The organism is Candidatus Phytoplasma zeae, from assembly GCF_001712875.1.
GTDB lineage: Bacteria > Bacillota_I > Bacilli_A > Acholeplasmatales > Acholeplasmataceae > Phytoplasma > Phytoplasma asteris.
In genome coordinates, this window is the sequence record NZ_CP015149.1 from 373,816 (window position 1) to 391,588 (window position 17,773).

The following is a 17,773-nucleotide window of genomic DNA, read 5'->3' on the forward strand; positions in this document are numbered from 1 at the left end:
ATAATGGTGTTTGAAATATTTTTTTTGCAAAATAATATATATATATATATATATATATATATGAATAAATTATCCTAACTAAATATGTTGCTTTACAAAAAATGTTTTTTAAAAATTATAAGGATGAAAATTAAGAACTGCAGAAAAAAATATAAAAGTTTTGTTTGTTTTTTACTTAGTTTGATTTTTGAATTGTTGCAAGTATTGATGAAGGAAAAAGTTTTTATAAAGCGTTTTGTTTTAATGCAAAATATTTTTGTTGCATCTTTTTTCTAGTGAGCAAAGTTTGGAAAATAGTATAGGTGTTCCCAACAATCCAATATAAAGACAATATTGGGTTAGAACGCGAGAAAAATACCATCATTAAAATCATAAAAACACTCATAATTTTCATGCTTTTTTCTGATTGTTTAGCTTTTTGTTTTTGTTCTGAAGTCAAATGATAAGAAGGGGTTTTTAAATAATCTGGTTTTTTAAAAATAATTTTATTCAAAATAAACATCGTTGCTCCCACTAAAAAAGAAAGAAAAAAGATAACAAAAGCATTATTGGGATTAGAAGGGTTTAAATTAATGAATCCTAAAAAGGGCTTTTCAATTAATTTATCAGTTGCAAAAATACCTCCAGGAATAATAAAGCGACTTAAGGTTTGATTAATTGCAATAAATAAGGGAAGTTGCAAGAAAGACAATAAAAAGCCCCAAAAAGAAAAATTATTTTTGCGATAAACTTTTAAAATTTCTAACTGCATTTTTTGAGCTGAGGCAGGATCTTTTTTGAGAGCATATTTTTGCTTTACTTTTTCAATTTCGGGCTGAATTAAACTCATATTCATACTCAAAGTACTTGTTTTAGTATAAATAGGCCAAGTTAAAGTACGGATGAAAATAGTAGCTAAAACAATTCCTAACCCTAAGTTGCCAAAAAAAATACCAGAAGCACCAGAAACTAAGAAAGTTGAGAAAAAATATAAAAAAGAGCCAATTGAAATTATTAAAACATTCCAAAAATAACCAAACAGGCTCCATTCCAGTCTAGAAGGAAATTGAATTGGAACCGAAGAATTAGTTATAAAAAGTTTTCTAGATATTAAATGGTCGTTATTGTTGTTTGTAAATTTAATATCAATGTTAGATGAATCATTATTGGAAGTGTTTTTGATATTTTCTGCATAATGATCTTTGTCAAAATCTAATTTTATATTTTCTAAAGAAAGAGGGGTTTTATCTTCATATGTTCTAAATTCTAATGCATCTTTTAATTCTTTTTTTTGATATTTATTGTTTTGAATATAATCATCATTAGTGCCTGCAGAAACTGTTAAAAAATCCTTCATTAATTTATTTTTGAATTCGGTTTTTTCTTTATCGTTTTTATTTTTAAAAACATCAGCATCTGGTTTAAAAGTTAAAAAATATTCTTTTTTATTTAATTTAGAAAGGTCAAAATTAGAAACATCTTCTACTTCAGAATCTGTTTTTTTCATTAAACCAAAAAAATATTTTGATTGTTTTTTTTTATTTAACATGCCTTTAAATTCGTCTTGCATAGCTATTTGAATTTCTTTCTTTTTGTTATTGATAACATAAACCACAAAAATATCAGCACATTCATTTAATTTAGAAGGATCATTATTTGTAAAATATTCTTCATATTTTTCGCTACTTTTAAAAACAAAAACTTTGTCAAAAACTTCTATTTTTTCACGCTTTGGAGGAGTAAGGAGCCAAAAAAATAACCCAAATAGAAAAATTGCTAAAAATAAAAACTTTTTTTTTGAAGAATGATTTCTAACATCCATTTTAATTAACTCCTTATTTTAGTTATTTGAAAGTAATATGCGAGTTTTGGTAGCAAATTGCAAAAAGAAAGTTTTTAATTGTTGAAAAGTTAGGCTTTTGGCTTGAGCTTTAATAACAATAACAAAAAACATTTTGGGGTTAAGGCAAGGAGAAACACCCCTAATAATTGCTCTTAAACGACGTTTAATTAAATTTCTTTCATGGGCTTTACCATATTTTTTGCCAACACTTAAAGCAAATTTAAAATGAGGAAAGGCATTTTGTTTGAAGTAATAAATAATAAAAAGGGAGTTCCCGTATCTTTTTTTAGATTTAAAAACAGGGGTGATTTCGCTTTCTTTTTTAAGAATATATTTTCTTTTCATCTTCTTAATAATCCTAAAATTCTTAACTTTTATATTCAAAACATCAATTAAACATTTTAAAAAATATAAATTCCACAATTATTAATGATACAATAGCAATAAAAAGAAATTTATCAAAAAAAACACCTAAAAAGTGGTGTTTATTTTTGGTTTGAATTAATCAAAATCAAGTTAGTTTGATTTTAAACTGTTAGTTGCAAACGTCCTTTAGCTCTTCTTCTAGCAAGAACTTTGCATCCTCCAACAGTTGCCATTCTGGCTCTAAAACCATGAGTTCTTTTTCTTTTGATTTTACTAGGTTGATATGTTCTTTTCATAAAAAAACCTCTTTTCTATTTAACACACTTTCTTAAATTATAGCTTTTTTAGTATGAAATGTCAAGCCTAAAAGTTTTGAATAATTAAAAAATAGTGGTTGTAGGGGTAAAAATGTAAAAAATAAAATGTTTATAAAAAGAAAGAAAATATTTGGAGAAATGATTTAGTATTAAATGTGTTGAAACTTTTTGGTTGGCTTTTATAACAAATCATTTTTAAAATAATTTCAATAAGCTCTAGCAAATAAGACATTTTGAAGGGCTTTTTTGTTAGTAACAGGGCAGTTAGCAGTAATTAAATTAGTTTCTAAAATAACTCTGGCAGTAGCTCCTGTTTCTTGTTTAATTTGCAATTCGGCATCAGTTCCTGAAATACTCATTGCTACATAACCACCTTGTTTGAGATAAGTTTTAAATTCTTCATAAGTGGTAGCTTGTTTGCGATTTTGTTCTAAATGTTGCAGTGCTTTTTGATACATGTTATTGTGGATGGTTTCAAATAATTGCGGGATTTGAGATGGCAAATCTTTGGTTTTGATATTTTGTTTGGCGAAGTTATATCTTTGAAAAATAGTAACTTCATCATTTTCTAAACCACGTTTGCCAATTTCTATACGCAAAGGAACACCTTTAAGTTCATATTGACTAAATTTCCAACCAGCAGTTTTTTCTTGTAGATCGAGATGAACGCGATAGTTTTTTTGAAGGATGGAAAAGAGGTTTTCGGATGTTTGTTTTACTGCATCATCTTGAGGTTGCAAAGGAATGATTACAATTTGCATAGGAGAAACATAAGGCGGTAAAACTAGTCCTTCATCATCGCTGTGAACCATAATTAAAGCTCCAATTAAACGTGTAGAAACGCCCCAAGATGTTTGATGAACATATTTTTTTTGATGGTCACAATCTTGAAATTGGATTTGAAACGATTTAGCAAAATTAGTACCTAAGTAATGAGAAGTTCCTGCTTGAAGAGCTTGTCCGTCATGCATTAACGCTTCGATAGAATAAGTGATGAGGGCTCCAGCAAATTTTTCTGTTTCGGTTTTTTTGCCACATACAAAAGGAAGGGCTAAAAGGTTTCTGCCTAACTTTTGATAAATATCAAGGATGGATAAAGTTTGCTGCATCGCTTCTTGTTCGGTAGCATGCACAGTGTGTCCTTCTTGCCACAAAAACTCTTTACCTCTTAAAAAAGGTTTAGTCGTTTTTTCCCAGCGAACCACATTGCACCATTGATTATATAACTTAGGTAAATCACGATAAGAAGTGATTGTTTTAGAATAATATTGCGAAAATAAAATTTCTGAAGTAGGTCGAATTACTAGTTTTTCGGATAAGTTTTTTTTGCCTGTAGTTGTTATCATTGCTGCTTCTGGAGAAAATCCTTGAATATGATTTTTTTCTTTGTGAAATAGTTTTTCTGGAAAAACTAACGGAAAATAAACATTTTTATGACCTGTTTTTTGTAAAGTACAATTAAGATGTTTTTGAATATTTTCCCACAAAGCATAACCATAAGGAAGATAGATAATAAAACCTTTTGCCTCAGAATAAGCTATTAATTCAGCTTTAAGACAAACATCTGTATACCATTTTCCAAAATCAGATGAGCGAGTAGTAACTGTTTTAACTCGTTTCATTGTTTTCATTTTTGCATTACCTTTGTTTAGTTATAATATATTATAAATATTTTAATTAATGTGTTATTTGTGTTGGTTTCAGAGAAAGAACAAACTATAATCAAAAATATTATAACATGAAAAAATAATAAAAAATAAATATTTAAAAGCATAATGATGACTTGTAAATGAAGGTTTTTTGAAAATATTTATTTTTTAAAGAATCTAACAATTCTTTTATTTCGATTTATAATAATGTTGTTATAGTTTGGAAATGACAAGAAATAATTGCAGTTGAGATGATAATTTGGTAATCCATAATAAAAAAAAGCGGGGGATAAAAGTTTTTTTATTGATTAAAAAAATACCAGATATTTATTAAAAAATAAAGGATAAAAAATAAATTCAAAATGGCGGAGCAGAAGGGATTCGAACCCTTGCACCGATTTCTCGGACTACGTCCTTAGCAGGGACGCCTCTTATAGCCACTTGAGTACTACTCCTAAATTATATTGTATAGATTTGCAAAATAAAAAAATAAATAAGTGAATGTAAGCAAATATAAAAAATAAAAATAAAAAAAGAGGGGATGAAAAAAATAGTAATTGAGATGTGTTAAAAAAATATCCCAAAAGTGGATTAAAAAAATAAAATAAATGGAGGCCCTGAACGGATTTGAACCGTTGATCAAGCTTTTGCAGAGCCATGCCTTACCACTTGGCTACAGGGCCAAACATCGCTTTAATGCGAGTTTTTTTATAATTAAATTAATGAGTGACAAATGGTTTCATTAAAGCTTCAATGTCTTTGACTTCTTTAGGGATGTGTTTGGATAAATTAACAACCCCTTCTTGAGTGATTAAAAGGTTGTCTTCAATTCTTACTCCAATCCCTAAATCTTTTAAATATAGACCTGGTTCAACAGTAATTACGCTGTTTGTTCCAATAACACCTGTATAATTGCAAACATCATGAATATCTAATCCTAAGTGATGTCCTAATCCGTGATAGCAATATTGATGGATTGTTTCGCCTTCTTTAAGTAAAGACATTTCTTTTAATCCTTGCAATAAAATATCTTTGCCATATTGGTTTAATTGCGTAAAGGTGTGATGCGGTTTTACCCAAGCAATGATTTCTTTGTTAGCTTTAAGAACTAAATTATAAATATCTTTTTGCAAAGAACTAAATTGTCCGCTTACAGGATAACAACGAGTAATATCAGAGGAATAATGATTATAAGTAACGCCAGCATCAAATAATAAAAGGTCGTTGGGTTTTAATTGGCAGTTAGGTTTGTTATAATGCAAAATTAAGGCATTTTTTCCTGAAGCAGCAATGGTTTCAAAGGATTTTTGAGTTTGGTTATTTTCCAAAAAATAATGAAAAAGAGCAGCTATTTGATATTCATACATTCCAGGTTTTAAGTTTTTTAATAAATAATTAAGGGCTTGATGATTGATATCTAGAGCTTTTTGGATTTGGGTTTGTTCGTAAACGCTTTTTGTTTGACGCAAAGAAAATAAAAAAGAAGAGCTATTATAAACTTGCAAAAAAGGATATAAAGAAGCCATTTTTTGACAATATTCTAAAGCCCAACTTGCTTTTTGGTCTAAGGTTTGCTTGGATAGGTCAAAATAAAAACCTTCTAAAGAATCCACAAAAGAACCTCTCAAAGGATTTATCATCTGAAATAAAAAAGTTTCAAAAGTTAATATGTTTTTGAGGTTTGATAAATTAATTTGAGATATTAAATAAGCATCAGAAAAACTCAAAATATCTCCATCCCACAAGGCTTTACTAGGGTTATTTTCTTCTAAAAATAAAAAAGTATGAGATAAATTAGGTGTTTTTACCAACAATAAAATAGTGTTTGGTTGGTTAATTCCTGTCAAATAATAAAAATTATGATCAACTTCAAAAGGAAAAGTTTGATCGCCACTCTTAGTAATTGCTTTTCCAGAATAAAAAAGAGCAGCGGTGTTTGGTTTCATTTTTTGGATGAAATTATTTCTATTGTGCAAAAACATAAAAACACGATTTTCCTTTTTTTAAGATAGAAATGAAAAAAATATAAGTTCATAAAGCAAACGGAAAAATGTTTAATATTAAAAAATTGGAATAAAAAAGTAGGCAAAAAACTTGGCAAAATAATTTAACTTTTGATTTGAAAAAATTTGATTTTGGGAAGTAATTTAAACTTTTGTTTTGCGAATTTCTTGGAAAAATATTGAAAAAATTTGTTTGGCTAAAGGTTTTACTTTTCTAAATATTAAATATTTGTTTTGTTTTTTATTTTTTTTCTCTATGTAGAGTGTGAGTTCTAGAAAAAGGACAGTATTTTTTTAATTCTAAACGTCCTGGGGTCTTTTTTTTATTTTTATCAGTATGATAATTTTCTCTTTTGCACTCTGTACAAACTAATTTTACTAAATCACGCATGTTAATTTTCTCCTAACTAATTAAGCAATATAGTACTATTATATCAAATTTTTTTAATAAATAATAAAGAGTTTTTAAAATTATTATTTTTTAGTTTTTGTATAATGAGGAGTAGTTTTTTTATTAAGTAAACGTTTTTTAATCCATAAAAGAGTATAAGTCATAGAAACTGTAAAGACAAAAAGGCAAGAAAAGACCAAACAAACAAAGTCATAACATGAATAAACAAAACGATAACGTTTATGATGGCGATTTTCCTTATCTTCTAACTTTTGGGCATTTGCAGGATTATTTAATTTTTGTTTAAAAGGAGAAAAAAAAACATAAGGAAACATTTTAAAAGGATCTCTTTTAGCTGCTTGTTTTTCTGAAGTTATAATTGGTTTGTCTTTTTGCAGATCTTGAAAATAATCTTGCATAGATAAAAAGCCAAATAAACTAAAAAAGGTCATATAAAGCAAGGGATGAATAAAAGCTATCCATATTTTTTTATAAGGAATAGCATAAGAATTGACTTTAAAATAAAAATATAGATAACATAAAGGAGCTAAAGTGTGTTGGAGATGAGAAATAAAAAAAGAAAGACTAAATTTAGGTTCGTAAAAATGTCTACCTTTATCAATTAAAGTGTGAAAAATTAAAGCTGTCATCAAAATGCTAACTAAACATGCAAAAACTACATAATGATACCAATTTTTTTGTCTTACTTTGGTAAAAAATAAAGCATAAACAATTAATACAAATAAATTACTTTGATGGGTAAAATACCAAACTGTTTTGATAAAAGTGTGGTGCCCAGGATAATAACCTTCTTCGTAATCTAAAATGTTGTCTTCTTTTCCTGTGGTGTCAAAATCAATTTCAGGCATAAAAGTAGGGGCTTTGTACTTATATTGCCAATAAATTTGTCCTTTGTTAACACATTCTTTAAAATCATGAAAAAAAACAAGCATTAAAGTACAAATAGACAACATTAAAAAAAGAAAAACAACATTGGACTTTTTAAAATAATTTCTTAAAACAATTTTTTTAAATCTTAATTTTCTTTTCATATCGTTCCTTTTTGGTTTAACATTTAAATATTTACAAATGCAATTAAAATAATGGATAATGAAGATAAGTTATAAATTTGATTAATGATAAATTATTGCTGATGAGATTTATTTTTAGAAACAATAGGTTGAATAATGTTTTGTTCTAAGGCTTGGGGAAAAGGATATTTTTCTTCTCTCATTCTTTTAAATAACAAGTAAATAAAACCTCTTTGATAATCAATGCGAGTAATAACTGCTATTTGGGGTTCGTTTTGAACTTTGGCGCAAGTTCCTATTAAATAATTTTTAGCTGTGGGTTGCAAAAGCACTAACCTACTTCCTTATGGGTTCACTTTATCAAAAAGTGTAAATAAAAAAACAAACTAGTTAGTTTGTTTTTTTATTGTAAAATATTAAAAAACTTAATAGTAAAGATTTTAAGCAACGAAAAGATCTTTAAAACTTTTGCTGAATTTGAAAGTAGGAACCTTTTTAGCTGGAATGTCAATAGTTTTACCAGTTCTTGGATTTTTTCCTTCGCGAGCACTTCTGTGTTTTACTTCAAAGGTGCCAAAACCTGTTAAAGTAACTTTTTCATCTTCTTTGAATTCTTGAAGACTTTGAGAAATAACTTCAATAAAGTTATTAAGAAATTTATCAGCTTCTTTTTGACTAACGCCATTTTTTTCAGCTAATTTTCTTAAAAATTCTAATTTGTTCATTTTTTGCCTCCTTTTCTTTTTATTTACGTACTTATTATAACATCAAAAAAATAATTTACAAGCGAAAACCAACAATTATTTGAAATTATTGGTAATTATTTGCATTTTATTCTTAATTGACTGCGGGGGTGTTTGCAAAATGGATTAAAAAATGGTGGGTGGGTCAAAAAAATAATTTAGAATTCACTTTTGAAAGGTCTTTGCATTAAAGTTTCAAAAACAGTGTAAAAGGGTTTGGATTCAAAAATTAATTGATAAGAGGCTTTAATAATGGGCAGATCTAAATTATGTTTTAATTGCAATTGATAAAAAGCATTAAGAGTTTGGAATCCTTCGATGGTTTGCAAAGAAGAGTCAATAATTTGTTGGTAAGTAATGCCTGCAGCAATTTTAGCACCAGCATTAAAATTTCTGGAGTATTTGCTAAAAGCAGTCACAATTAAATCACCTAATCCTGGAAGTCCTAAAACGGTTTGGGGATTTCCTTGATAAAAAGTAACTAACCGCGACATTTCTAAAATACCACGACTCATCAAAGCTGCTTGAGAATTAATTCCAAAGTTCTTAGCTACTAAAATACCATTAATAAGGGCTAAAACATTTTTAAAAGCACTGCAAATTTCATTTCCTACCAAATCAGAAGAAGTATATACTTTCAAATAATTAGGGCAAGAAAATAATTTTTGAATTTCCAAGGCAAAAGCGGGATTGGAAGAAGCTGCAGTTAACAGAGTTAATTTGCGTAAAATAACTTCTTCAGCATGCGATGGACCCATTAAGGAAGCAAAATTAGCTAAAAGAGGAGCAGGAATAACTTGTTTGACAATTTCAGAAACACGCAAAAAAGTTAAAGGTTCAATACCTTTAGAAACATTGACAAACGATTTGGGAGTATTTAACATAAGGGCAAATTGTTTGAGAAGATGACGCATAGATTTTATAGGAACTGCCAAAACTATCAAATCAGAATAATCAAGAGCTTGTTTAAGGCAAGAAACTGCTTTGACATTTACTAGTGGATCATTAAAAATGGGATGTTTCCCTTGATTTATTTTTTCCACATAAGAAAGGTTAGTGTCATAGAGTAAAACTTGATTGTTGTTATCAGTTAAAACTTGTGCCAAAGTAGAACCCCAAGCACCACTGCCAATAATAGTAATTTTCATAAAATATAGCTTCTTTCTTGTAATCAAAATAGCAAAAACGGTCATGAAAAAAGTTACAGCAAAAATGACAAAAGTTTTTTTGATAATTAAAAATAAGGTTGAATTTTTTTCAACCACTATAATTAAATCATAAAATAAGAACAAATAATAAAATACTTGCAAACAAAATGAAAAAAGAAGGGGAAGGAGAAAAAGGGGGATTCAAAATAGTTTTAAAAATTAGACTTTTTTTTATGAAAAATAATTTTGAGGGGTGTTCCTTCTAAATCAAGGCTTTTTCTAAATTGATTTTTTAAAAATCTTTCATAAGAAAAATGAATATGTTTAGGGTCATTAACAAAACAAAGAAATTCAGGAGCTTTGGTTTTAGTTTGAAAAATATATTGAAACTTAGCTTTTTTTTGATTAAAGAAAGTGGGAGGAGTTATAAGAGTTGCTTCTTGTAAAATATCGTTTAAAAGACTAGTGCTAAACTGACTTTTATAATTGTTAAAAACTCGTTTTAAAATAGCAAAAATTTGAGTAAGACGACTTTTTTTCAAAGCTGATAAGAAAATAACAGGCGCATAAGATAAAAAAACAAACTCTTGACGAATTTTTTGCTCAAAGTTCTTTAGGGTATTGGTATCTTTTTCTAACAAATCCCATTTATTGACAATAATAATGCAAGCTTTATGATGTTCTAAAATAAACCCTGCAATATTTTTATCTTGTTCTAAAATACCTTCTTTAGCATCTAAAACTAAACAAGCAATATCTGCTTTTTCCAAAGCACCTAAAGCACGCAAAACGCTGTATTTATCTTCTTGTTCATAAATTTTACCTCTTTTTTTAATACCTGCAGTGTCAATAATTTGGTATTTTTGCCCATCATTTTCAAAAAAAGTATCAACAGCATCGGTGGTAGTTCCTGCCATATCAGAGACAATCATTCTTTGGGATGCTAAAAGAGAATTAGTAAGGGTTGATTTGCCAACGTTTGGGCGTCCCACAACACAAAATTTAATAATGTTGTTGTCTTTTTCTTGGTTTTGGTTTTGTTCTGGTTCTAACAGTTGTTTTTGTGGGATTTCATAATTAAATTCGGAAGGGGGGGTTTGCAAAGGTGTATCTATTGGAAGGTCTTCTAAAAATGAAGAATCAGAAAGCAAAGCAGCATCGCGCATAAGAAAAACAATTTTATCTAACAAATCACCTATACCTATACCATGTTGAGTACTAATTGCAAAAGGAGTATCAAATCCCAGAGCATAAAATTCATAAGCGTTAGATAATAAATTGTGGTTGTCAATTTTATTAACTGCCAAAAGAACTGGTTTTTTAGTTTTATACAAAAGTTTAGCTAAATAAATGTCATTTTGAGTAAGTCCTGTTTGTCCATCAACTACAAAAACAATTACATCAGCTTCATCAACTGCAAGTTGAGCTTGTAATTTAATTTGTTCCAAAAAAGGAGTTGATTGAATTTCGATACCGCCCGTATCAATAACTCCAAATGTTTTAGTAAGCCACTCGGCAGTAGCATAAATGCGGTCCCGAGTAATGCCTGCTTTTTGATGAGTAATAGCGTGTCTTTTCCCAATAATGCGGTTAAACAAACTTGATTTGCCAACATTAGGACGACCCACAATAGCAATTTTAAAAGACATTTAAGTTCTCCTTTTTTTATCAATTAAGGCAATAATTTTGGCAATTACTTCATCAATTGATAATTCGGTAGTATCTAGTAAAATGGCATCTAAAGCTTTAGATAAGGGAGCAAGTTGGCGATGATAATCTTTATGATCGCGTTCCTTGAGTTGTTTCATAATTTGAGCAATGTCTGTGATTTTTCCTTTTTGGGCATCTTCTTGTTGTTTTCTCAAAGCTCTTTTAGTAATGTTGGCAGTAAGAAAAATTTTTAAATTAGCATCTGGCATTACAACTGTTCCAATATCTCTTCCATCCATAATTAAATTAGGAGTATTGGCACAAATTTCTTTTTGCAATTTCAATAATTTAGTTCTTACAGCAGGAATTAAAGCTACTGAAGAGACATGTTTTTCGACGTCCAAAGACTTAATTTTTAAAGAAACATCTTCTTGATTAAGAAAAATTTTATTACAAGAATAAGAAAGATTGATTTTATCTAAAGCTTGATTAAGACTTTTTTCATGATTCCATGAAACTTCATTTTCTAACAAATATAAAGTTAGTGCCCGAAACATTGCTCCAGTATCGATGTGATTCCAACCTAATTTTTGGGACAACTTTTTACTAATAGTGCTTTTGCCAGAACCTGCCGGACCATCAATGGCGATTTTAAAACTTTTCATATGCATATATAACTAACTCCTTATAGTGATCTTAAATTTACTAAATTAATGCGGTATTTGAGTAGTTAAGGTTTTTAATTTTTTAATTTCATGAATTTTTAAAGGGCGATAAGCACCTATTGTGAGATTTTCAATAGTTAAAAAAGAATAACGATAACGTTTTAGCTTTAAAACTTGATAGCCTAAAGCTTGCATCATTTTACGAACTTGCCTGTTTTTTCCTTCAGTTATTACTAGCTTTAACCAAGTAGAAGGTTTGGGTGTATAAGAACCTTTCAAAATATCAATTTCTTTACAAACAGCCAAATAATTTTTATCAATGATAATTCCTTTGCGGAATGTGGCAAGGTCTTTTTTTTGCAAACAAACATTAATTTTAACATGATATTCTTTAGGAATACAAAAGGAAGGATGGGTTAATTTTTGAGTAAGATCGCCGTCATTAGTAATTAAAAGTAGTCCTGTAGTATTAAAATCAAGGCGTCCTATCGGATATAATCTTTGTATGCTTGCTTCTTCGATTAAATCCAAAACAGTAGGGCGTTTTTTATTGTCTTTGGCAGTGGAAAGAAATCCATTGGGCTTGTTGAGCAAAAAATAAGAATAAGTGGTTTTGGTGATCGGTTTGTCATCCAAAGTTATAATGTCGCTGGAAGATACTTTGGTTCCTAATTCAGAAATAATTTTGCCATTAACTTTAATGCGTTTTTTCAAAATTAAAATTTCTGCTTTTCTTCTAGATGCCACATTTGCATAAGCCAAAACTTTTTGTAATCTTTGCATTATTTTCCAATCCTTCCTTACTTGATTGTGTGGTTTGATGTTTAAAAACTTATTATTAAAATATTGTTCAAAAATGTCTTTTGTTTTTTTAATAGTTAATAATTAAAAATATTGCAAATTAAAAAAAATAACGCGGATAGTATTTATTTTCATCCAAGGTATCATAATAAGCAACAAAATTTTTATTACTATCTTTAACTATAAAAGGTTTTTTAGTAGTTATTTGTCTTTGGTCTAAATGAGTGCCGTTTTTTACTAACTTAATTAAATAATCATTTAAAATAAGTTCATCGTAAGCAGCAAAAAAGGTACTATCCAAAATCAAATCATTGAGTTCTAAATTTTCAATATTTTTAGCGTTTTGTAATAAATGCGTGCCAATTGCAGTTCTTTGCAAACGAAGAAGAGCACCATAAGTATTTAATTGCAAAGCTAGATCGCGCGCAAGACTTCTAATATAAGTTCCTTTGGAAACATGTGCCAAAAAATCTACTTGGTCGCGACAAAGCAAAGATGTTTTTTCAAAATGATGAATAAAAACTTCTCTTGGAGGAATATCTACAACTTGATTTTTGCGTGCTAAACGATACATTTTTTTTCCTTTAATTTTAACTGCTGAAAACATAGGAGGTATTTGCAAATACTTTTTTTGATGAAAAGATGCAAAACTTTTTTGGATGGTACAATCAGTTAAAGGGGTGTTTTTGGTATCCAACAATTTACCTGTCACATCCAAAGTATCATAATGTTTATTAAAAAGAAAGGTTCCTTGATAAGTTTTTGGTAGTTTATCGAACAAAAAAGCCAGTTTAGTGGCTTTACCCACACAAATAATTAAAAGTCCTGAGGCTAAAGGATCAAGAGTTCCTGTGTGTCCTACTTTGTCAAAATGAAATTTTTTTTTAATTTGAAAAACTACATCATGTGATGTCATCTTTTCTGGTTTGTTGACTAAAAAAAATCCGTTCATAACGTTTGATTTTGCTTTCGGTTTGTGGTAAAATTATTTATAAGAATGTAAAAATTTAAGCAAGTCTTCTTTATTTAGAAACCCACTATGTCTTGCTAATTCTTTTTTATCTTTGTATAAAATAAGGGTGGGGAAACCAGAAACGCCTTTTTCTAATGCTAATTGTCTAAAAAAATCAACGTCTACTTTGTAAAAAAGAATGTCTTTTTCTAAAAGGCAAACTTCATCCAAAACAGGCAATAATCTTTGACATGGAGGACACCATGTAGCAAAAAAATCAACAACTACCAATTGTTGTGTGGCAGTTATGGTTTTAAAATCTTGTCCTTGATAATTCATTAAATTACTCATTATATTTAAAACTCCTTTTGTTTTTTTGGGGTTTGGGATTTGGCATACAAAATTTATTATAATTTAAAAAATGTTAATTTTTTGGAAATTTGTTCATTTGAAAATTGTTTTCTAATCCATTTAATGTTAAGGCAACCATAAAGCAAAAAAACAAATGAAGACAAAGAAAGGATTATTTTAATTAATAAGTTTACCCAATCAAAATATTTTTCTTCTTGGAAAATAAAATATTTGTATTTAAGAGAAGCTATTTTTTGTTCCAAAATGTTTTGAGAAATAGGTTTTAGTTTGCAATAAAAAGGGACTCCGTTTTTATCAATTAATTTGATATGGTAATAAAAACCTTCCAGCCAACTATTTTTAGCAACATAAGTAATTTTTTTGGTTTTATAATTATCAATTTTATTCAATAAATCAGAAACAGTAATGTTGGAAGTGGCATTTATAAAAGGCAAATGATGATAGCAATCAAAAGAAAACAACAAAATAGAAAACATCAAACTTACCACAATTAAAAAAGGGGTGATAATTTTTTTCTTGAAAATAAAATAATTTTTAGGAATAGCAAACAACCAATAAATGGTTTTAAAAATTAAAATTGTTGATAATAAAAGAAAAAGGACAAAAAAGCAAAGTGAAAATAAAATGCCAAATAGTAGTTTTATTAAAACCTTTTGCAGGTTGGAATGGTTGAATTTTAATTTCTTTCATATCTTTTATTTGTTTTTTTTATAAAAATTCTTTAATTTGTGGCATTGGAGTGATATTTTGTTCTTGTAATTTTTGAGACAATTCTTTAATTAAAGGTTCATTTAATTTCACTAAAGCTTTGGCATAAGAAAAACATTTTTTTAAAATATCTCTTTGTAAATCTTCTTTATCTTTAACTGATATCGAATTATAACCAAAAAAACGTGTTAGTTCTTGGGATTTGTGGAAAGCCTCAACAAAATCAGAACAAGCTTTATCAATAGTTTTTTCGCAAATCACTTCTTCAGCAACTTTTCATGCTAAAAGAACGGTAATTTCTTGGATTAAAATTTCTTTTAATAAAATATTAGGGGTCTGTTCTTTAGCAAATAAAGTCAATATTTTATCCGAAGAGCGTGGAATTAAAGAAACCGAACTTAAAAAATGAGTGTTTTTGACTTGGCTGATAATTATTTTAGCAGCTGCATGAGTAGCAACAATTTCTTTTTCTTTGTGATTATATGTTTTGGAAGAATTTGTTATCCCTAATAAAACGTTTTCTTTAGCTTGAATAATTGTTTCAGAAGAAATTTTTTGCAATTCTTGTTCTTTGTTTTTTTCTGCTTGAAGCATTGAAGCCTCATTTAAAATGGCTTTGAGTTGATCACCACTTAATCCTTGGGTTTCTTGGGATAATTGTTCTAAATTAATATCCTCATCAGCTATTTGTTTGCCTTTAGAACATAATTTTAAAATAGTTTTTCTTGCTTTAAGGTCAGGGAGCAAAACATTAACTACATAAACAAAACGTCCTGGACGAAGCAAGGCAGAATCTAGAGATTCTACTCTGTTAGTAGCAGCTATCACAATGAAATTATTTTCATTATCTTTGGATTTAATCCCATCCATTTGATTTAATAATTCTGTAGTTATTTCTTTTTCTTTTTGGCTATCGTTTCTAGCAATACCAAAAGAATCAATTTCATCAATAAAAATAATGCTTGTTTTATGGGTTTTTGTTTTTTCAAACAAATCTCTTACTTTTTTAGCACCATCACCATGAATTCTTTGCAAAAAATCAGTACCACTAAAAGCATAAAAGGATGCGTCTGATTCGCCTGCAAGAGCTTTTGCAAGTAAGGTTTTTCCTGTTCCTGGAGGTCCATAAAACAAAATTCCTTTAGGAATTTTGGCTCCTGCTTCATGATATTTTTTAAGTTCTTTTAAAAAATCAATAAAACGTTGGAGAAGTTGTTTTTCTTCTTCCATCCCTGCCACATCATTAAATTTAGTTTCACTTTAGATTGGCTCAAAATCCGTGTGATTGTGGTTGTTCGGATTCTTTTTCTGGATTAGTTTTTTTGGGTATTGCCCCTTTTACCATTAAATTTGCAAAAAGAAAATAATTCCAAAAAGATATTATAAAAAGGATCAGGCAACATCGCAAAAAGTTCTTTTTTAAAATTATAATCATTGGAGCCATACCCATTCTTCGAGAAATTAAAATTAATTATGAATTCATTATTTTAAATGTGAACATATAAATGTAATAATATAAAGAAGTTTTAAAAAAGTGCAAACTCATTAAAATAAATAAAATTATTGTGTGTTAATAATTTAATTATCTAGGTAAAACTTCATCAATTTCCAAACGATTAAATAAAATATGATAATTATCTAATTTTTGACTTGAAAGAAGCCCGAAAGTATCTAAACTTTCAAAAGTAATATCGGAGTTTTTGAGTTGAGTTAAAATTTTATGAGCAGTTTGAGGTAAAAAAGGTTGCAATAAAACTCCTAAAAACCTTAAAGTTTCTACCAAAGAATATAGTGTGTGGTCTAATAGTTGTTGTTTTTCAGGATTTTTAAATAAATTCCAAGGTTCTACAAAATCAATGTATTTATTAGCAAAACGAGCCAAATTCATAATTTCTTTCAAGGCATCTCCTACTTTACAATCTTGCATTTTGAGACGAACCAAAGGAAGAGTTGCTAAAGCTTGTTTGGATAAATCAAATTTGGGATCTAAATTAGTTGTAATTAAAGTTTTGGATAAATTATTTTGGCGATAACTTTTTACCATCCCAAAAACTCTATGAACTAAATTTCCCAAAACATTAGCTAGGTCACTATTGTGCCTTTCTACTAACAATTCATAAGTGATATTACCATCTTGAGCATAAGGAATTTCTGATAGAACAAAATAACGAATGGAATCCATCGGAAAATATTTTAATAAATCATCAACGTACAAAACGTTACCTTTAGATTTAGACATTTTATTTTTATCAAACAAAATCCATGGATGGGTTAAAAACTGTTTGGGTAGTGAAATTTCAAGTGCCATCAATAAAATAGGCCAGTAGATAAGGTGAAACCTTAAAATATCTTTACCAATAACATGCATATCACAGGGCCAATATCGATTAAACTGACTATTTTTGGATGTAGGATTGTAGTCTAGTCCGGTTAGATAATTGCTTAGAGCATCAATCCAAACATAAATAACGTGTTTGGGGTCAAAAGGAACGGGAATGCCCCACTTGAAAGAAGTTCTAGAAACAGACAAATCTGCTAATGGTTCTTTTAATAAATTTAACAGCTCTTTTCTTTGGGCATCAGGTTTAATTAAGGAGGGATTGTTTTCTAAATATTGCAATAACTGGGCTTGATATTTGGAAAGCTTAAAAAAATAAGTTTCTTCGCTGATTAAAATAGGAGTTTCACCATTAAAAGTTTTTCCATCAATTAAATCTTTGGCAGACACATAAGATTCTTCAGCAACTGAATAAAGCCCTTGATATTTTCCTAAATAAATATCTCCTTGTTGCCATAACTTGTAAAAGATGGCTTGAACTGTTTGTTTGTGGTGGGGATTGGTAGTTTTTACAAATTTATCGTAACTTACTTGCATTAAATCATAAATTCTTTTAATTTCCAAAGATATTTGGTCTACGTATTCTTGGGGATTTTTGCCTTGTTGCAAAGCTTTGGCAGCAATTTTTTGTCCGTGTTCATCGGTTCCTGTTTGAAACAAAACATCAAATCCTTCTAGGCGTTTGAAACGAGCAATGGCATCAGCTAAAATAGATTCGTAAACGTTTCCAATGTGCGGAATGCCAGAAGCATAGGCAATTGCTGTGGAAAGAAAAAATTTAGGTTTTTGGTTGGGGGTTGTTTTCATAAAACTCCTT

At 28.7% G+C, this 17,773-nt stretch carries 19 protein-coding genes and 2 tRNA genes; all 21 read right to left on the reverse strand.

Annotated features, from left to right (window positions below; translation table 11 throughout):
- Nucleotides 1–223: 223 nt before the first annotated feature.
- Nucleotides 224–1,801 (reverse strand): YidC/Oxa1 family membrane protein insertase, encoded by a 1,578-nt coding sequence (locus MBSPM3_RS01810; protein WP_069028261.1) that lies wholly within the window; start codon nt 1,799–1,801, stop codon nt 224–226.
- A gap of 18 nt (nt 1,802–1,819) precedes the next feature.
- Nucleotides 1,820–2,167: a ribonuclease P protein component gene (rnpA, locus tag MBSPM3_RS01815; protein ID WP_069028262.1), complete on the reverse strand. Its 348-nt coding sequence runs from the start codon at nt 2,165–2,167 to the stop codon at nt 1,820–1,822.
- Between the two features lie 182 nt (nt 2,168–2,349).
- Entirely contained in the window at nt 2,350–2,484 is a 135-nt protein-coding gene (gene rpmH, locus MBSPM3_RS01820; protein WP_024563646.1) for a 50S ribosomal protein L34, read from the reverse strand.
- A 227-nt stretch (nt 2,485–2,711) separates the two neighbouring features.
- On the reverse strand, nt 2,712–4,136 hold the full coding sequence (proS, locus tag MBSPM3_RS01825) for a proline--tRNA ligase (RefSeq protein WP_069028263.1): 1,425 nt from the start codon (nt 4,134–4,136) through the stop codon (nt 2,712–2,714).
- Nucleotides 4,137–4,517: 381 nt separating this feature from the next.
- Nucleotides 4,518–4,609: transfer RNA gene (locus MBSPM3_RS01830), tRNA-Ser, on the reverse strand.
- Between the two features lie 154 nt (nt 4,610–4,763).
- Nucleotides 4,764–4,837 (reverse strand) — tRNA-Cys (locus MBSPM3_RS01835).
- Nucleotides 4,838–4,873: 36 nt separating this feature from the next.
- Nucleotides 4,874–6,136 carry an aminopeptidase P family protein gene (locus tag MBSPM3_RS01840; RefSeq protein WP_069028264.1) on the reverse strand — a complete coding sequence of 421 codons (1,263 nt, stop codon included), beginning with the start codon at nt 6,134–6,136 and terminating at the stop codon, nt 4,874–4,876.
- A 262-nt stretch (nt 6,137–6,398) separates the two neighbouring features.
- Nucleotides 6,399–6,548, reverse strand: a complete 150-nt coding sequence (gene rpmG, locus MBSPM3_RS01845; RefSeq protein WP_011160619.1) for a 50S ribosomal protein L33 — start codon at nt 6,546–6,548, stop codon at nt 6,399–6,401.
- A gap of 83 nt (nt 6,549–6,631) precedes the next feature.
- Nucleotides 6,632–7,600, reverse strand: a complete 969-nt coding sequence (locus MBSPM3_RS01850; protein ID WP_069028265.1) for a hypothetical protein — start codon at nt 7,598–7,600, stop codon at nt 6,632–6,634.
- A 92-nt stretch (nt 7,601–7,692) separates the two neighbouring features.
- Nucleotides 7,693–7,911, reverse strand: coding sequence for a hypothetical protein (locus MBSPM3_RS01855; RefSeq protein ID WP_198143618.1), 219 nt, complete (start codon nt 7,909–7,911; stop codon nt 7,693–7,695).
- A 108-nt stretch (nt 7,912–8,019) separates the two neighbouring features.
- Entirely contained in the window at nt 8,020–8,304 is a 285-nt protein-coding gene (locus MBSPM3_RS01860) for an HU family DNA-binding protein (RefSeq protein WP_011160617.1), read from the reverse strand.
- Nucleotides 8,305–8,480: 176 nt separating this feature from the next.
- Nucleotides 8,481–9,470: an NAD(P)H-dependent glycerol-3-phosphate dehydrogenase gene (locus tag MBSPM3_RS01865; RefSeq protein ID WP_069028443.1), complete on the reverse strand. Its 990-nt coding sequence runs from the start codon at nt 9,468–9,470 to the stop codon at nt 8,481–8,483.
- A 212-nt stretch (nt 9,471–9,682) separates the two neighbouring features.
- Nucleotides 9,683–11,119, reverse strand: coding sequence for a ribosome biogenesis GTPase Der (der, locus tag MBSPM3_RS01870; RefSeq protein ID WP_069028266.1), 1,437 nt, complete (start codon nt 11,117–11,119; stop codon nt 9,683–9,685).
- The gene (gene cmk, locus MBSPM3_RS01875; protein WP_069028444.1) at nt 11,120–11,785 is read right to left on the reverse strand and encodes a (d)CMP kinase; all 666 of its coding nucleotides are present in this window, start codon (nt 11,783–11,785) and stop codon (nt 11,120–11,122) included. It abuts the gene before it with no gap.
- A 45-nt stretch (nt 11,786–11,830) separates the two neighbouring features.
- Nucleotides 11,831–12,568 carry a pseudouridine synthase gene (locus tag MBSPM3_RS01880; protein ID WP_069028267.1) on the reverse strand — a complete coding sequence of 246 codons (738 nt, stop codon included), beginning with the start codon at nt 12,566–12,568 and terminating at the stop codon, nt 11,831–11,833.
- Between the two features lie 118 nt (nt 12,569–12,686).
- Nucleotides 12,687–13,538, reverse strand: a complete 852-nt coding sequence (gene truB, locus MBSPM3_RS01885; RefSeq protein WP_069028268.1) for a tRNA pseudouridine(55) synthase TruB — start codon at nt 13,536–13,538, stop codon at nt 12,687–12,689.
- Between the two features lie 33 nt (nt 13,539–13,571).
- Nucleotides 13,572–13,889: a thioredoxin family protein gene (locus MBSPM3_RS01890; protein ID WP_069028269.1), complete on the reverse strand. Its 318-nt coding sequence runs from the start codon at nt 13,887–13,889 to the stop codon at nt 13,572–13,574.
- Nucleotides 13,890–13,945: 56 nt separating this feature from the next.
- Nucleotides 13,946–14,371: a hypothetical protein gene (locus MBSPM3_RS01895; RefSeq protein WP_232308826.1), complete on the reverse strand. Its 426-nt coding sequence runs from the start codon at nt 14,369–14,371 to the stop codon at nt 13,946–13,948.
- Nucleotides 14,372–14,618: 247 nt separating this feature from the next.
- Complete coding sequence (locus MBSPM3_RS01900; protein WP_069028271.1) at nt 14,619–14,879, reverse strand: hypothetical protein; 261 nt, start codon at nt 14,877–14,879, stop codon at nt 14,619–14,621.
- 15 nt (nt 14,880–14,894) lie between these two features.
- Nucleotides 14,895–15,848: an AAA family ATPase gene (locus MBSPM3_RS01905; RefSeq protein WP_069028272.1), complete on the reverse strand. Its 954-nt coding sequence runs from the start codon at nt 15,846–15,848 to the stop codon at nt 14,895–14,897.
- Between the two features lie 352 nt (nt 15,849–16,200).
- Nucleotides 16,201–17,763: a methionine--tRNA ligase gene (gene metG / locus MBSPM3_RS01910; RefSeq protein WP_069028273.1), complete on the reverse strand. Its 1,563-nt coding sequence runs from the start codon at nt 17,761–17,763 to the stop codon at nt 16,201–16,203.
- Nucleotides 17,764–17,773 lie beyond the last annotated feature (10 nt).

What these genes read in the sequence shown, in the direction of transcription:
- MBSPM3_RS01810 (WP_069028261.1), bottom strand. Translation starts at nt 1,801, where the DNA reads ATGGATGTTAGAAATCATTCTTCAAAAAAAAAGTTTTTATTTTTAGCA.
- rnpA (WP_069028262.1), bottom strand. Translation starts at nt 2,167, where the DNA reads ATGAAAAGAAAATATATTCTTAAAAAAGAAAGCGAAATCACCCCTGTT.
- rpmH (WP_024563646.1), bottom strand. Translation starts at nt 2,484, where the DNA reads ATGAAAAGAACATATCAACCTAGTAAAATCAAAAGAAAAAGAACTCAT.
- proS (WP_069028263.1), bottom strand. Translation starts at nt 4,136, where the DNA reads ATGAAAACAATGAAACGAGTTAAAACAGTTACTACTCGCTCATCTGAT.
- MBSPM3_RS01840 (WP_069028264.1), bottom strand. Translation starts at nt 6,136, where the DNA reads ATGTTTTTGCACAATAGAAATAATTTCATCCAAAAAATGAAACCAAAC.
- rpmG (WP_011160619.1), bottom strand. Translation starts at nt 6,548, where the DNA reads ATGCGTGATTTAGTAAAATTAGTTTGTACAGAGTGCAAAAGAGAAAAT.
- MBSPM3_RS01850 (WP_069028265.1), bottom strand. Translation starts at nt 7,600, where the DNA reads ATGAAAAGAAAATTAAGATTTAAAAAAATTGTTTTAAGAAATTATTTT.
- MBSPM3_RS01860 (WP_011160617.1), bottom strand. Translation starts at nt 8,304, where the DNA reads ATGAACAAATTAGAATTTTTAAGAAAATTAGCTGAAAAAAATGGCGTT.
- MBSPM3_RS01865 (WP_069028443.1), bottom strand. Translation starts at nt 9,470, where the DNA reads ATGAAAATTACTATTATTGGCAGTGGTGCTTGGGGTTCTACTTTGGCA.
- der (WP_069028266.1), bottom strand. Translation starts at nt 11,119, where the DNA reads ATGTCTTTTAAAATTGCTATTGTGGGTCGTCCTAATGTTGGCAAATCA.
- cmk (WP_069028444.1), bottom strand. Translation starts at nt 11,785, where the DNA reads ATGAAAAGTTTTAAAATCGCCATTGATGGTCCGGCAGGTTCTGGCAAA.
- MBSPM3_RS01880 (WP_069028267.1), bottom strand. Translation starts at nt 12,568, where the DNA reads ATGCAAAGATTACAAAAAGTTTTGGCTTATGCAAATGTGGCATCTAGA.
- truB (WP_069028268.1), bottom strand. Translation starts at nt 13,538, where the DNA reads ATGAACGGATTTTTTTTAGTCAACAAACCAGAAAAGATGACATCACAT.
- MBSPM3_RS01890 (WP_069028269.1), bottom strand. Translation starts at nt 13,889, where the DNA reads ATGAGTAATTTAATGAATTATCAAGGACAAGATTTTAAAACCATAACT.
- MBSPM3_RS01905 (WP_069028272.1), bottom strand. Translation starts at nt 15,848, where the DNA reads ATGGAAGAAGAAAAACAACTTCTCCAACGTTTTATTGATTTTTTAAAA.
- metG (WP_069028273.1), bottom strand. Translation starts at nt 17,763, where the DNA reads ATGAAAACAACCCCCAACCAAAAACCTAAATTTTTTCTTTCCACAGCA.